This window comes from Amycolatopsis sp. NPDC057786, assembly GCF_042797905.1.
Taxonomy (GTDB): domain Bacteria; phylum Actinomycetota; class Actinomycetes; order Mycobacteriales; family Pseudonocardiaceae; genus Amycolatopsis.
This window is the reverse complement of sequence record NZ_JBHVKW010000017.1, coordinates 90,161-103,723: the sequence shown is the minus strand read 5'-3', so window position 1 is coordinate 103,723 and position 13,563 is coordinate 90,161. Positions and strand designations below refer to the sequence as shown.

Below are 13,563 nucleotides of genomic sequence, written 5' to 3'. Positions count from 1 at the left end.
CGAAAGCCACTTTCGCAACCTTCACCGTTGCGAAAGTGCTTTCGCAACGCGTCGGCGACTCCGATCCGCACGGTGATCACCATGCCGTACCCCCTCTCGGCGAACGCGAACCCCGCCTTCGTCCGAACGGCGCAGCGGCCTCCCGCCGAATGCCCCGATCACCGGTACAGCCAAAGAAAAACCGCATGTCAGCGTGCCTCGCGAGGCACTGACGACAGTGCCGAAATCCGATCATCCGCGTGATCATGCGCTCACTCAAGGTGAAAGATTGCGGCTCGTTTACAACGAACCGGCCACCTGCTTGACAGTCGGAGTGGTACGTACCACGCTGCCCGCATTGGTCTACACCATTTTGTGGGAGCCCGGCATGGTGGCCGGGCATCGAAAGGACGGCACGAGTGAAGCGCTGGCTCAAGATGGCTGCGGGCGCCGCCGCCATCACCCTCGCGACGGCGGGCTGCGCCGGTTCCGGCAGTGGCGACAGCACGAATTCGAGCGCTCCGGCCTCGAACGGCACGCTCACGGTCTGGCTCATGACCGGGACCGCCCCGGAAGCCCTGACGAACTCGCTCCACAAGGAATTCGAAGACGCGCACCCCGGCGTCAAGATCAAGTACGAGATCCAGCAGTGGAACGGTATCCAGCAGAAACTGACCACCTCGCTGGCCAGTGACAACCCGCCGGACGTGATCGAGCTGGGCAACACCCAGACCCCCGCGTTCGCGAACCAGGGCGTGCTCGCCGACCTCACCTCGAGCGTCGGCGACTTCAACGGCGCCCAGTGGCTCCAGGGCCTCAAGGCATCGGGCGAATTCGACGGCAAGACCTACGGCGTCCCGTTCTACGCGGCCAACCGTGAGGTCATCTACCGCAAGGACATGTTCGAGCAGGCCGGTATCACCGCGACGCCGAAGACGCGCGCGGAGTGGCTCGACGCGATCACCAAGCTCAAGGCCAAGTTCGGCAGCGACCCCGAGTTCCAGGCCGTCTACCACCCCGGCCAGAACTGGTACGAGCTGCTGTCCTACATCTGGGACGAGGGCGGCGACATCGCGCAGGCCAACGGGAAGTCCTTCAAGTCCACTCTGGACACCCCGCAGGCCAAGGCCGGGCTCGAGTTCTACAAGCAGCTCACCGACGCTTCGGGAACCAAGGCGCCGAAGGACGCAGACGAGGCCACCCCGCAGCAGGCCGGCATCTACGGCGCGGGCAAGGTCGCGATGATGATCGGTGTCCCTGGCGAGGTCGACACCGCGGCCAAGACCGACCCGACGATCAAGGAGAAGTCGGGCGCGTTCCCGATCCCCGGCAAGACCGCCGACAAGTCGGCCCCGGTCTTCCTCGGCGGCTCGAACCTGGTCATCCCGGCCAACAGCAAGAACGCGGCCGCGGCCAAGGACTACATCAAGCTGTTCTCCACCCCGAAGTACCAGACCGAGCTGGCCAAGGCCGGTTACGTCCCCGGTACCTCGACCGACGTGTCCGCGCTCGACGCGAACCCGCTCACCAAGGTCATGGCCGAGGCGTCCAAGAACGGCCGCGCCGTGCCGACCAGCCCCAAGTGGGGTGACGTCGAATCGGGCCAGAACCCGATCAAGGACATGCTGACCGCCTACCTGACCGGAACGAAATCGCTCGACCAGGCGACCGCCGACGCCAACGCAGCGCTCGACAAGCTCATCGGCGGATGACCACGACCGAAGATGTGACGACGCCGGCGGGGTCCTCCCCGCCGGCTTCGCCGCGCATCAAGCCGCCGAAGTCGAATCGGCGCCTCCGTCTCGGCGAACGGACGGCGCCGTATCTGCTGATCCTCCCCGCGCTGGTCGCGATCCTGGTCCTGCTGGGCTGGCCGACACTGCAGCTGATCGGGATCAGTTTCCGCAAGCTCGACCTCCGTGAGCTGGTCTCCGGAGAGATGGTCTGGGTCGGGTTCGAGAACTTCTCCGAGATCCTTTCCGACCCCGAATTCTGGGAGATCACCGTCCGCACGCTGGTGTTCACCGCCGCGGTCGTGATCACCACCCTGCTGCTCGCGCTGTTCATGGCGCTGCTGATGCGGCATCTCAACCCGGTCGTCCGAGTGGTCCTGCAAGTCGCGCTGATCCTCGCGTGGGCGACCCCGGTACTCGCGACGACCACGGTCTTCCAGTGGATCTTCGATCAGCAGTACGGGATCCTGAACAAGACGCTCGCGAAACTCGGCTTCGACGGGTTCATCGGGCATTCCTGGTTCTCCACCGGGCCGAGCACGCTGACCGTCATCGGTCTGCTGGTCGTCTGGCAGGCCGTGCCGTTCGTGGCGTTCACCCTGTACGCCGGGCTTCTCGGCGTTCCGAAGGAGCAGTACGAGGCCGCGGGCATCGACGGCGCGAACGCCTGGCAGGCGTTCTGGGCGGTCAGCTGGCCCGCGATCCGGCCGATCCTGACCATGGTCACGTTCCTGTCGGTCCTGTGGGACTTCAAGCTGTTCGCCCAGGTGTGGGCGATCCGCCAGGGCGGGCCGGACGGCGCCAGCACGACACTGCCGGTCTACATGTACCTCAAGGGCCTCGCGGGCAACCACTTCGGCCTGGCGGCGACCGCCGCCCTGCTGATGATGCTCGTGCTGATCCTGCTCACCGCCCGGTACGTCCAGCTGCTGGTGCGCACGAAGGAGGCCGACCTGTCATGAAGAAGTCCCTGATCCAGCGGATCGGCCTCGGCACGTTCGGGGTGATCGTGGCCCTCCTGTTCGTCTTCCCGACGTACTGGATGGTCACGTCGTCGCTGAAGACGCCGGGCGAGGTCCTGTCACCGAACTACGACCTCATCCCGCTCTCGGTGACGTTCGAAAACTTCGTCACGGCGCTGACGAAGCCCGGGTTCACCACCTATCTCGCCAACAGCCTGATCGTCACGATCGGCGCGGTGCTGTGCTCGCTCGTCGCGGGCGTGCTGGCCGCGGTCACCTTGTCCCGCATGCGCTTCCGCGGGCGCAAGGGTTTCCTGATGCTGGTGCTCGTCGCGCAGCTCGCACCGTTCGAGGCGCTGCTGATCCCGATGTACCTGCTGATGCGGGACGCCGGGTTGCTCAACCAGTTGCCTTCGCTGCTGCTGGTGTACTTCGCGGCGACACTGCCCTTCACGTGCTGGATGCTTTACGGCTTCGTCAACGGCATCCCGTACGACCTCGAAGAAGCCGCGATGATCGACGGTTGCAGCCGGGCGGGCGCGTTCCGCCGGGTGACGCTGCCGCTGCTCGCACCGGGACTGGTGACCACTTCGGTGTTCAGCTTCATCACCGCGTGGAACGAGTTCCTGTTCGCGTTCGTGTTCATGCGCGACCAGAGCAAGCAGACGCTGCCGGTGTGGCTTTCGTCGTTCCGGACCGCGTTTTCCGTGGACTGGGGCGGCATCATGGCGGCGTCGGTGATCTACGCCGTGCCCGCGCTGGTGTTCTTCATCCTCGTCCAGCGCAAGCTCGTGTCCAACCTGACCGCAGGCGCAGTGAAGGGATAAGCGTTGTCTTCACCGGAAAAGCTGGCCGAATCCGTTCTCGTAGCGGGCTTCGACGGCACGACCGCACCGGATTGGCTGCGGCGCAAGGTGGCCGACGGCCTCGGCGGCGCGATCCTCTTCGGCCGCAACGTGGTCGACGACGAGCAGGTGGCGGCGCTCAGCGCGCGGCTGAGGGCGGAACGGCCCGATGTGCTCATCGGGATCGACGAGGAGGGCGGTGACGTCACCCGGCTCGACGTCGCCACCGGCTCGTTCGTCCCGGGGCCGCTCGCGCTCGGCGCCGCGGACGACGTCGAGCTGACGACCTCGGTCGCGGCGGCGCTCGGGGAACGGCTGGCCGCGTGCGGGGTGACGATCAACTTCGCCCCGTGCGCGGATCTGACGCTCGCGGCGGAGGATCCCTCGATCGGGGTGCGAGCGTTCGGTTCGGACCCGGTGAAGGCGTCGCCGCATGTCGCGGCGTACATCACCGGCCTGCAGAAGTACGGCGTGGCCGCGTCGGCCAAGCACTTCCCCGGGCACGGGGCGGCGACCGACGATTCGCACCACGCGCTCCCGGTGCTGCCCAGGACCGAGGCGGAACTGCACGAGCTCGAACTCGTCCCGTTCAAGGCGGCGATCGCGGCGGGGGTCCGCGCGGTGATGACCGGGCACCTCGTCGTACCCGCGTGGGGTGAGCTGCCCGCGACGCTCAACCCGAAGGCGCTCACCGACGTCCTGCGCGGCGAACTCGGCTTCACCGGCGCGGTGGTCACCGACGCGCTCGACATGGGTGCCGTCGCCGGCGAACTCGGCAAGACCGAGGGGGTCGGCCGGGCGTCGGTGCGGGCCCTGATCGCCGGTGCCGACGCGCTCTGCCTCGGCGGTGTGTCGTTCGAAGAGGACGAGCTGAACCGGATCGCGGCGGTCATCGCGGCCGCCGTCAAGTCCGGTGAACTGCCGCTGGAGCGGCTGGCCGAGGCGTCGGAGCGGGTCGCGGCGCTCGGCACTCCCCCGGTGTCGACGCCGATCTCGCCGGTGGATCACGGGCTCGGGCTGGAGGCGGCGCGCAAGGCGTTGCGGATCAAGGGATCGCCGAAGCTGGCCGGGCCACCGCTGGTGATCGACATCGAGACCGAGCCGATCGTCGCGGCGGGCCCGATGCCGTGGGGGCTCGGCTCGCATCTGACCGAACTCGTGCCCGGCACCCGGACGCTCAAGGTCGGCGCGGACGGGATCGCGACCGCGATCGAGGCCGTCCACGGCGCACGCGACGTCGTGATCGTGACACGCGAGGCGCACCGGCACCCCGAGGTGCGCGAGTTCCTCGACTGGCTGCGGGAGTCCACTGTGGACTACATCCGGGTCGAGACCGGCGTACCGGGACCGGACTCGGGCGACGGTCCGCGGATCGACACGTTCAGCGGGTCCTACGTGAGCCTCCGGGCCGCGGCCGAATACCTGGCCTGACCCTGTCGCATTTCGTCCTCTGAATGCGGTAATTGCGTATGCATGTACCGCGTTCAGAGGACGAATCGCGTTATTCGGTTGCGGCGCCGGGACCGGAGTGTTGTAGTCCCTGAAGATCGGTACCCGGCCCAGGAGTTGATCGACTTGGTTGCACGGCTCGGAGTCAGGATCCCGCGCGAACTGCCCGCCGCCCGGCTGAAGAGCCTGGCCCGGCGCGCGGAACAGGAAGGCCTGGACGAGGTCTGGATCGTCGAGGACTGCTTCTACGCGGGCGGCATCGCGACGGCGTCGGCGGTGCTGGCGGCGACCGAGAAGATCACCCTCGGCATCGGCATCATGCCCGCCGTGGCGCGGAACCCGGCCATCGCGGCCATGGAGATCGCGGCGCTGGCGGAGCTGTACCCAGGTCGGCTGATCGTCGGGTTCGGGCACGGGGTGCCGAGCTGGATGCGGCAGATCGACGCGTGGCCGAAGTCGGCGCTGGCCGCCTTCGAGGAGACCCTGACGGTGATCCGGCGGCTGCTGGCCGGTGAACGCGTTTCCTTCGAGGGAAAGCACGTCCGGCTCGACGAGGTCGAGCTGGAGTTCCCGCCCGCGCTGCCGCCGAAGCTCATCGCCGGCGTGCGCGGCCCGAAGTCGCTCGCGGCGGCGGGGCGGGTCGCCGACGGGACGCTCCTCGCCGAACCGGCGACACCGGAGTACGTCCACGCGACGCGGGACCTCACCGGCGTCGAAGGTCATACGATCGCCACCTACAACTGGCTGGCCCTCGACGCCGATCCCGAGCGGGCCCGCGAGCGCGCCCGGGCCGACGTCGCTTCCGCGATCGGGCCGAACTCGGGCCCGGCGCTGGAACCGCTGGACTTCGGCGCCGAACTGCTGGCCGAGGTCGCCGCCGTGAACGGCGACCGGGCGGAACTGGCACGGCGGCTGCGGCCCGAGTGGATCGACCGGCTGAGCATCAGCGGGCCGCTCGACCGTTGTGTCGAGCAGATCCGCGCGCTGTACGCGGCCGGGACCGAATCCGTCATCCTGCTCCCCCTGCTCGGCGAGCCGGAGGAGGAGGCCTTCGCCGCCGCGGGCCGGATCGCGGCGGCCCTGCGCGGCTGACCCCTGCCCGCGTTTAGTCCTCTGAATGCGGGCGGGCGCCGAGCGCCTTGACGACGGCCACCATGTCCTCTTCGCCGAAGCCGAGCCGCGCGGTCTCGGCGTAGAGGGCGCGGGACGCCTCGATCAGCGGCAACGTGAGTCCCGCTTCCCTCGCCGCCGCCGCGATCAGCTCGACGTTGGCCAGGACGTTCGCGATCGAGGCCTGCGGCGCGAAGTCCTCCTCGACGAGTTTGGGCGCCTTGACCCGCACGATCGGGCTGGCCAGCTGCCCGGCGCCGAGGACGTCTGCGAGCAGGCCGAGGTCGAGCCCATGCGTCCTGGCGAAGTGCACGGTCTCGGCCAGGCTGGTCACGACGGCGGTCAGGTGCACGTTGACCGCCAGCTTCATCAGGAGCCCGTTGGGTACCGGCCCGCACTCCACGGTCTCCCGGCACATCGGCCCGAAAAGCTCCCTGATCTCCTCGATCGCGGCAGGATCGCCCGCGAGCATGGCGACCAGTTCACCCGCCTCCGCCGGAACCCGCGAGCCGGAAACCGGTGCCTCCACGTACTTCGCCCCGGCCGCGAGGAGCTCCGACTCGATCGCGCGGGAATGCTCCGGCGCCGTCGTTCCCATGTGGACGATCGTGCGGCCCGCCAGCGCGGACCGCCCGCGGTCGAGCACCGCGTCGACGGCGGCCGCGTCCTTCAGCATCAGGATCACGACTTCGCACCGCTCGAAGAGCTCCGCCGCGTCCCCGGCGACCTCGGCCCCAGCCACCGCGGTCCGGCCTGGCGTGCGATTCCATACGAGCAACGGGATCCCGGCCCGCGCCAGGTTCACGGCCATCGGCCCACCCATACTGCCCAGCCCGGCGAAACCGACTCTGGAGATGCCCATGGGACCTACTTTGCCCGATGGCGGGCGGTGCCGGGGCTCAGCCGGTGAATTCGTCGACACCGAGGGCGAAGTCCCAGTGGCCGACCCCGTTCCGGGCGAGGCCCATCGTGACCACCCCCATTCCTTCCAGCCAGTGCGCCATTTTCAGGCCGCCGACGTCCAGCGGGCGCAGCCCGAGGCTCTCGATGAAGGCCGCCACGCCCGCCTTCGCCCGCGCGTCGTCGCCGGCGATGAAGACGTCGGGCCTGCCCTTCTCCAGGACATTACGGAAGACGGTGTTGAACGCCTTCACCACGCTCGCGCCCGCCGGGGCCACCTTGGCGGCTTCCCGCGCGATCGAGGTCTCCTCGCGGTGGGCCAGTCCGTCGGACGTGGCGTTGAAGGGGTTGCTGATATCGACGATGACCTTGCCCGCGAGGGCGTCTCCGTACTCGGCGACGACCGGGACGACACCGTCGGCCAACAGGGCCGTGACGACGATGTCCCCGGCCGGGACGGCACCCCACTCGCCCGCCGTCGCGCCGCCGCCCAGTGCCTTGGCCAGGTCATCGGCCTTGGCCTGATCCCGTCCCATGACCTCGACGGTGTTGCCGCCCGCGACCGCGAGCGTGCCGATGGTCCGGGCCATGTTCCCCGTGCCGATGAGGCTGATGCTGCTCATGAGATGTGCTCTCACTTTCTGTTCTCGAGTGGTTCAGACGGCGGTGGTGCCGCCGTCGGCGACCAGTTCCAGGCCGTTGACGTAGCTGGAGTCGTCGGAGGCGAGGAACAGGGCGACGGTGGCGATTTCTTCGGGACGGCCCATCTTTCCGCGAGGAATGAGGGATTCGAACGCGTCCTTGGTCGCCTCGTCGAACAGTTCTTCCTGTTTGGCGGTGGCGACCTGGCCGGGGGTCAGGACGTTCACCCGGATCTTGCGGTCGCGCAGTTCGTTGAGCCAGACGCGGGCCCAAGCCTGCTGGACGGCTTTGCTTCCCGCGTAGAGGCTCCAGCCGGGGAAGGCGCCGAGGGAGGCGTTGGATCCGGTCATGAGGATCGAGCCGTTGTCGTTGATCAGCGGCAGTGCCTTCTGCACGGTGAACAGGGTGCCGCGCGCGTTGAGCCAGAAGGCACGGTGGAACTGTTCCTCGGTGATCTCGCCGAGGGCGGCGGGTTCGCCCATCCCGGCGCTGGCCCACAGCACGTCGATCGAGCCTTTTTCCCGTTTGACGATGTCGTACAAGCGGTCCAGGTCGTCCAGATCGGCCGCGTCACCCTGAACGGCGGTGACGTCGCGGCCGATCAGCTCGACGGCGTCGTCCAGTGCTTCCTGCCGCCGGGCCTGGATGAAGACGTGCGCGCCTTCGTCTACGAACAGCTCGGCGCCCGCCAAGGCCATGCCGGTGGATCCGCCGGTGATCACCGCTACCTTGCCATCGAGCTTTCCCACGATCACTCCTTTGAATTAATGGGTAGATACCGTCAGACGGCGGATCAGACGGCGGAGAAGTAATGGCCGTTGTCCAAATCGGCGAGCAGGCCGGGCTGTGCAGGTTCCCACCCGAGGGTCCGGCGGGTGATGAGACTGGACGCCGGATAGTTCTGGGTGACTATGTTCGCGAGGAATCCGAAATATCCCGGCACCATCAGGACATCCGCGGGAATACTCACGGCAGGCAGGCCCAGACGGCCGCCGATGGCCTCGGCGATCTCGCGGAGCGGGATGCCGCCGTCCGCGATCGCGTGCCAATATTCGCCTGCCTGCCCTTTCTCCAGTGCCAGACGGAACAGGGAGGCGGCATCGCGGATGTGCACGGCGTTCCACAGGTGCGCGCCGTCTCCGGGGTAGCCGACGAAGCCCTTCTCCTTCGCGATCGCGATCAGCTGCACGAGGAAACCGGCGCGATCGGTCGTGCTGTGGGCGATGTTGGCGATTCGCACGATCGAAGACCGCACTCCCCGCTCGGCGAGGCCGATCACGGCGGTTTCCACGACGTTCCGAACCCGCAGCGTGCCCTGATACTCATCGCCTCCGGGAAGGGCCGGGTCCTCCTCGGTGACCGGACGGCCCAGGTTCCCCGGCGAGCCGATGCTCCCCGCCGCGACCAGCGGCTTGCCGGTTCCCGCGAGTGCCTCGCCGTACGCGAGCATGATCGGGAGCTCCGCCGCGGCCACGGCGTCGATCCCACCGGACGGAAGCAGGTCCTGCCGGTGCGCGACGTGGATGACGCCGTCGGAATCCGCGGCCGCCTCCTTGAGCCCGTCGAGGTCCTCGATGTCTCCGCGACGCACCTTCGCGCCGAGCGCGGACACCGCCGCCGCGGCGGTGTCCGACCGGGCCAGGCCGGTGACCTCGTGCCCGGCGGCGATGAGCTCGGGAATGATGTACGAACCGGAATGGCCGGTCCCGCCGGTGACGAAAACGCGCATTGGCGTGCCTGCTTTCCGGAGTCGAAAAGGACGCGATGGACGGCACTGAATTCCTGCTTCGAATTCTTTTTCGCCCCATCCGTTACTTATTCAGGTTGCCATTGCCCCGAGTAGGTGTCCAAGACCGTTTCCGGTTGTGGTGATACCCTGAAGGCATCACCAGACCGGGAGGCGCCATGGATCTGGACCTGCGCAAACTGCGCTACTTCCTCGCCGTCGCCGACCGGTTGCACTTCGGCCGCGCCGCCGAGGAACTGCATATCGCGCAACCGGCGCTCAGCCGCCAGATCCGCGCGCTGGAACAGGATCTCGGCGCCCCGCTGTTCACCAGGGATCGCCACGGCGTGGCGCTGACCGACGCGGGCACGCAACTGCTGGCCGACGCCGGTCCGCTGCTCGCCTCCGCGCACGCGGTCCGCCGCCGGGTGACCGTGGCGGCCCGCGGCGGCCGTCGGCTGGCGGTCGGCTTCCGGACCGGCATCCCGGTCATCCCGGCGGCCCGCGCGTTCGAGGCCCGGCATCCGGACGTGGTCTTGGACGTACAGCGGATCGAATGGGACGACCAGGCCCCGATGCTGCTCGACGGCCGCATCGACGTCGGCTTCGTGCGGCTGCCCATCGACGAGACCGGACTGCGCGTGACCCCGCTGTACACCGAGCCGCTCATGGTGGTGCTGCCCGCCGACCACCGGCTGGCGGGCAAGGAAGAGGTCACCGAGGCCGACCTGGCCGGTGAGCCGCTGGTCTGGCATGCCGGCCCGGGCACCCAGCCCACCAGGCGCCCGCACCCCGACTCCGGGCTCCGGGCGCGCGGCGTGGAGGAGAAGCTCGAGCACGTCGCGGCAGGCCGGGGCATCTCGTTCGTGGGGCGTTCGGAGACCGTGTTCTACTCACGGCCCGACATCAGCTACGTACCCATCCCGGAACTCGCGCCCGAACAGGTGTGCCTCGCGATGGCGGCATCGCGAACCTCGCCGCTGGCCGACGACTTCTTCGCCGCGGCGCAGGCGACGGCCGAGATCACGGCGGAATGCGGGAACTACGATTTGGGTGCGGCCGTCTCGGAGTGAGGCCTGTTTCGTCGTCGTGGGGATGTCATGAAGGGCCCCTTTGAGACGATGAAGGTCTCAAAGGGGCCCTCACTACATAAGAGCTCGACAGCCGGGCCGTCGGAAGCGCTGTAGGAGCCGCTCGCTCATCCTCACGTCTCGTGAAGGTTGTTGAGGGGTAAGGCAAACGTGTCGTGTCGGGTGGTTGGCCCGCGGCAAGGGGAGACCGCCACGCCATATCCGACTTACCCCTCAAGAGAAGCCGAATCGCCACTCACGACCAGCTGGACCGGCCGGAGCGTGTCGCGAAAGCCACTTTCGGGACATCAGACGTCCCGAAAGTGGCTTTCGCGACACCGCACCGCACCATGCCACGGCGCCCTGCTGCCCCGGCCCAACGGCAGGGTTCTCCATCCACACGTTCGCCTCCACGTAGACCCCGCAGTCCCGCTCGACGTTCGCGTGCACCGGCGCGATCCCGCCCGGGATCACGTTGTCACCATCGGCGAGTTTGACGCCGGTCCACTCGTGCCAGTCCGCGATCGAGCCCGAGATCGTCACCGCGAACGGGCACACCTTGATCATCCGCGCGCCGAGCCGTTCGTGGGTGCGCAGCCAGCGGTCGGCGAACAGCCCGTCCTCACGCCGCCGGACGGCGTATTCCTCCATGGGCACGTCGGGTTCGTCCTCCTTGCCGATCGGGCGCACGGAGACGATCAGCCGCTTCAGCCCGGTCTCGGCCGCGCGCGCCTTCAGTGCCTTCAGCATCGGCGTGGACAGTCCCGTCCCGCGCATCCGTGGCGCCACAACGACTTCGAGGGCGCACAGGGTGTCCGGCGCCCGGTCGTCCATGAGATCCTGCGCGGCCCACTGGATCGCCTCGTCCCAGCCGTGCGCCGGGAGGTCGCGGCGGTCCTCGGCCGGATAGGTCAGGGGGACCGACAGCGCCCGCGCGATCGGTTCGCCGTCGTCGTCCAGCGCGATCAGGAAGTACCGGGACCAGTGACGCAGGAACCGGTCCGGCGTGATCATCTTGCCGCTGAACCCGGCGTAGATGAACTCACCGCCGACATCGCCGAGATTCAGCGCGGGCTCGAGGAGATCGGGGCGGGACGCAAGATCGACGATTCGCATGTCGCCAAGTCAAGCGAGCCGGTGACCGGCCCGATAGCTGCTTCCGGGCGATGGTCAAGCGGGCTGACGCGGCGCCGCCTGCAACCGGGAAAGGACGTCGGTGAGCCTGCCGGCGGCGACGTCCCATTCCTCCAGGACGCTGCTCCGCGCGAGCGCCGCCGTCCGCAGGGAATGGCGGAGTTCGGCGTCGAGCGACCAGCGCAGCAACGCCGCCGCGAGCGCCGAAGGGTTGTTCGGCGGCACCAGCAGGCCGGGGACGCCACCGCCGGGCGCCGTGCCGAGCGCGTCGTGCACGCCGGCGGTTTCGGTGGCCACCACGGGGATCCCGCGCGCGAGCGCCTCGGCGACGACCAGCCCGGACGTACCGCCGCGAGCGGGCAGGACGAGCAGATCCGCGCCGTCGTAGACCAGGTCGAGGTCGTCCGGCGGCTGGATGAGGCTGATCCGCGAACCGAGCCCGAGCCGTTCGACCGTCCAGCGCAGCTCGTCGACGTACGCGGGATCGTGCTGCGTCGCGCCGGCGAACACGCATTTGAACGCCAGTTCGTCGATCGTCGAAAGCGCGCGGATGAGCACGTCCTGGCCGTGGCGCGCGGTCATGGGCGCGAGACACAACAGCCGGGAGACGCCGTCGGCCCCGGCGGCGAGCGGGGCCGCGTCCGTGCCGGGTGTCGCGACGTAGACCCGCGTCGGGTCGAGGTCGTGCCGGTCGATCAGCTGCCGCGCGAGCCACGGCCCGGTGGCGACGATCATGCCTGCCAGCCGCAGGGTCTCCCGTTCGCACGCGTCGAGTTCGGCGGCCTGCGCCGGATCGAGCGCGGGGTCGTCGGCGAGCGGCCGGTGGACCAGGACGGCGAGGCGCAGCCGCCGCGCGTGCGGGACCACGATCTCCGGCACCCCGCAGGCGACCGTACCGTCGATCAGGACGACGGTGTCGTCGGGCAGCGCGGCGAGCGAACGGGCCAGTCTCGACCGGGACAGCGGCCCCGGTATCGGCCATTCGCCCGCGATCGGCAGTTCCAGCAGCGGGAGGCCGGTGGCCGGGAGGTTCTGGCACATCCGGCGGTCGTATTCACCGCTGACGTCCTCGGTGTCCCCCGGCAGGACGAAGACGACCGGTTCGGTCACGCGGACATTCGAGGTGAACACGGTTACCTCCAGATGCGGGCGCCTTATCTGGAGACACGGATACGACGCCCGTCCGGTTCAACTCCGGAGGCGGAAAGTTTCACCCGTGCACGCGGGCGATCGCGGCGACGATCTCGTCACGCAGCCCGGCACCGACCGCGATGGTGGCCGCCGAACGCACCGTGTGGTCACCGCCGTCGGTGTCGACGACCACTCCCCCGGCCTCGCGCACCAGCAGGACACCCGCCATCGTGTCCCAAGGCTGGTTGGAGAGGATGACGCTCGCGTCGAGTTTGCCGTCCGCGACCCAGGCCAGGTCGATCGCCGCGGAGCCGAGGAAACGGACCCGCTGCACCCGGCCGCCGAGTTCGGCCAGCAGCGCCATCCGGACGCGGTTCTTGACCTCCGCGCCTTCCCCGACCGCGAAGTCGCCGATACTCACGATCGCGTCGGACAGCTTCGTCGCTTTCGACGCCTCAAGACGCTCTTCACCGACGTACGCGCCTTGCCCTTCGGCGGCGGTGTAGGTGACGTCGAGGAACGGCAGGGAGATCGCCGCGACCGTGCTCTTGAGACCGTCGACGAGCCCGAGCGAAACGCCGCACAGCGGGATGCCGCGCGCGAAATTCGCCGTGCCGTCGACCGGGTCGAGTGCCCACCAGAGGTCCTTGTCGCCCTGATGCCCGCGTTCCTCGCCGAGGATGCCGATCTCCGGCGTCTCGCGGGCCAGGAATTCGCGGAGGGCGTCCTCGACGGCGAGATCGACGTCGGTCACCATATCGCGATCACCTTTGGCGGCAACGGAAAACGACGTCATCGAGCGGATGATCCCGGTCGCCTTGGCGACGGCCTCGCGGGCGACGGACAACAATGCGGCGTGATCGGTCATATGGGTACCGTAGC

The 13,563-nt window shown here is 68.7% G+C and carries 12 protein-coding genes and 1 pseudogene; 6 read left to right on the top strand and 7 right to left on the bottom strand.

The window, feature by feature from the left end; translation table 11 throughout:
• Positions 1-398 precede the first annotated feature (398 nt).
• The 5 genes from ACFVM3_RS13230 (at position 399) to ACFVM3_RS13210 (ending at position 6,060) form a co-directional block, all read left to right on the top strand.
• Positions 399-1,691, top strand: coding sequence for an extracellular solute-binding protein (locus ACFVM3_RS13230; protein WP_378438349.1), 1,293 nt, complete (start codon positions 399-401; stop codon positions 1,689-1,691).
• On the top strand, positions 1,688-2,674 hold the full coding sequence (locus ACFVM3_RS13225) for a carbohydrate ABC transporter permease (RefSeq protein ID WP_378438347.1): 987 nt from the start codon (positions 1,688-1,690) through the stop codon (positions 2,672-2,674). Before ACFVM3_RS13230 ends, ACFVM3_RS13225 begins: the two co-directional genes overlap by 4 nt.
• Positions 2,671-3,501: a carbohydrate ABC transporter permease gene (locus tag ACFVM3_RS13220; RefSeq protein ID WP_378438345.1), complete on the top strand. Its 831-nt coding sequence runs from the start codon at positions 2,671-2,673 to the stop codon at positions 3,499-3,501. The genes ACFVM3_RS13225 and ACFVM3_RS13220 overlap by 4 nt, the downstream gene beginning before the upstream one ends.
• 3 nt (positions 3,502-3,504) lie before the next feature.
• Positions 3,505-4,950 (top strand): glycoside hydrolase family 3 protein, encoded by a 1,446-nt coding sequence (locus ACFVM3_RS13215; protein WP_378438343.1) that lies wholly within the window; start codon positions 3,505-3,507, stop codon positions 4,948-4,950.
• 144 nt (positions 4,951-5,094) lie between these two features.
• Positions 5,095-6,060, top strand: a complete 966-nt coding sequence (locus tag ACFVM3_RS13210) for an LLM class flavin-dependent oxidoreductase (RefSeq protein WP_378438341.1) — start codon at positions 5,095-5,097, stop codon at positions 6,058-6,060.
• A 13-nt stretch (positions 6,061-6,073) separates the two neighbouring features.
• Here ACFVM3_RS13210 and ACFVM3_RS13205 read toward each other — a convergent pair whose 3' ends face one another.
• Genes ACFVM3_RS13205 through ACFVM3_RS13190 form a run of 4 tightly spaced genes read right to left on the bottom strand, consistent with a single transcriptional unit; the run spans position 6,074 to position 9,349 of the window.
• Positions 6,074-6,940, bottom strand: coding sequence for an NAD(P)-dependent oxidoreductase (locus tag ACFVM3_RS13205; RefSeq protein WP_378438339.1), 867 nt, complete (start codon positions 6,938-6,940; stop codon positions 6,074-6,076).
• A 37-nt stretch (positions 6,941-6,977) separates the two neighbouring features.
• A complete protein-coding gene (locus tag ACFVM3_RS13200; protein WP_378438337.1) occupies positions 6,978-7,601 on the bottom strand; it encodes an NADPH-dependent F420 reductase in 624 nt (207 codons plus the stop codon).
• A gap of 33 nt (positions 7,602-7,634) precedes the next feature.
• Positions 7,635-8,369, bottom strand: a complete 735-nt coding sequence (locus ACFVM3_RS13195) for an SDR family NAD(P)-dependent oxidoreductase (protein ID WP_378438336.1) — start codon at positions 8,367-8,369, stop codon at positions 7,635-7,637.
• A 44-nt stretch (positions 8,370-8,413) separates the two neighbouring features.
• Complete coding sequence (locus ACFVM3_RS13190; protein ID WP_378438334.1) at positions 8,414-9,349, bottom strand: SDR family oxidoreductase; 936 nt, start codon at positions 9,347-9,349, stop codon at positions 8,414-8,416.
• 176 nt (positions 9,350-9,525) lie between these two features.
• Between ACFVM3_RS13190 and ACFVM3_RS13185 the strand changes: the two genes are divergently transcribed.
• On the top strand, positions 9,526-10,419 hold the full coding sequence (locus ACFVM3_RS13185; protein WP_378438332.1) for a LysR family transcriptional regulator: 894 nt from the start codon (positions 9,526-9,528) through the stop codon (positions 10,417-10,419).
• Positions 10,420-10,800: 381 nt separating this feature from the next.
• On the opposite strand, the pseudogene ACFVM3_RS13180 reads toward ACFVM3_RS13185, so the two are convergent.
• The 3 genes and pseudogenes from ACFVM3_RS13180 to ACFVM3_RS13170 all read right to left on the bottom strand — a co-directional run.
• A pseudogene (locus ACFVM3_RS13180) lies at positions 10,801-11,532 on the bottom strand (GNAT family N-acetyltransferase); the annotation flags it as partial.
• 54 nt (positions 11,533-11,586) lie between these two features.
• The gene (locus ACFVM3_RS13175) at positions 11,587-12,681 is read right to left on the bottom strand and encodes a glycosyltransferase family 4 protein (RefSeq protein ID WP_378438330.1); all 1,095 of its coding nucleotides are present in this window, start codon (positions 12,679-12,681) and stop codon (positions 11,587-11,589) included.
• Positions 12,682-12,760: 79 nt separating this feature from the next.
• Positions 12,761-13,549, bottom strand: a complete 789-nt coding sequence (locus ACFVM3_RS13170; protein WP_378438328.1) for an inositol monophosphatase family protein — start codon at positions 13,547-13,549, stop codon at positions 12,761-12,763.
• Positions 13,550-13,563 lie beyond the last annotated feature (14 nt).

What these genes read in the sequence shown, in the direction of transcription:
- ACFVM3_RS13225 (WP_378438347.1), top strand. Translation starts at nt 1,688, where the DNA reads ATGACCACGACCGAAGATGTGACGACGCCGGCGGGGTCCTCCCCGCCG.
- ACFVM3_RS13220 (WP_378438345.1), top strand. Translation starts at nt 2,671, where the DNA reads ATGAAGAAGTCCCTGATCCAGCGGATCGGCCTCGGCACGTTCGGGGTG.
- ACFVM3_RS13205 (WP_378438339.1), bottom strand. Translation starts at nt 6,940, where the DNA reads ATGGGCATCTCCAGAGTCGGTTTCGCCGGGCTGGGCAGTATGGGTGGG.
- ACFVM3_RS13200 (WP_378438337.1), bottom strand. Translation starts at nt 7,601, where the DNA reads ATGAGCAGCATCAGCCTCATCGGCACGGGGAACATGGCCCGGACCATC.
- ACFVM3_RS13190 (WP_378438334.1), bottom strand. Translation starts at nt 9,349, where the DNA reads ATGCGCGTTTTCGTCACCGGCGGGACCGGCCATTCCGGTTCGTACATC.
- ACFVM3_RS13185 (WP_378438332.1), top strand. Translation starts at nt 9,526, where the DNA reads ATGGATCTGGACCTGCGCAAACTGCGCTACTTCCTCGCCGTCGCCGAC.
- ACFVM3_RS13170 (WP_378438328.1), bottom strand. Translation starts at nt 13,549, where the DNA reads ATGACCGATCACGCCGCATTGTTGTCCGTCGCCCGCGAGGCCGTCGCC.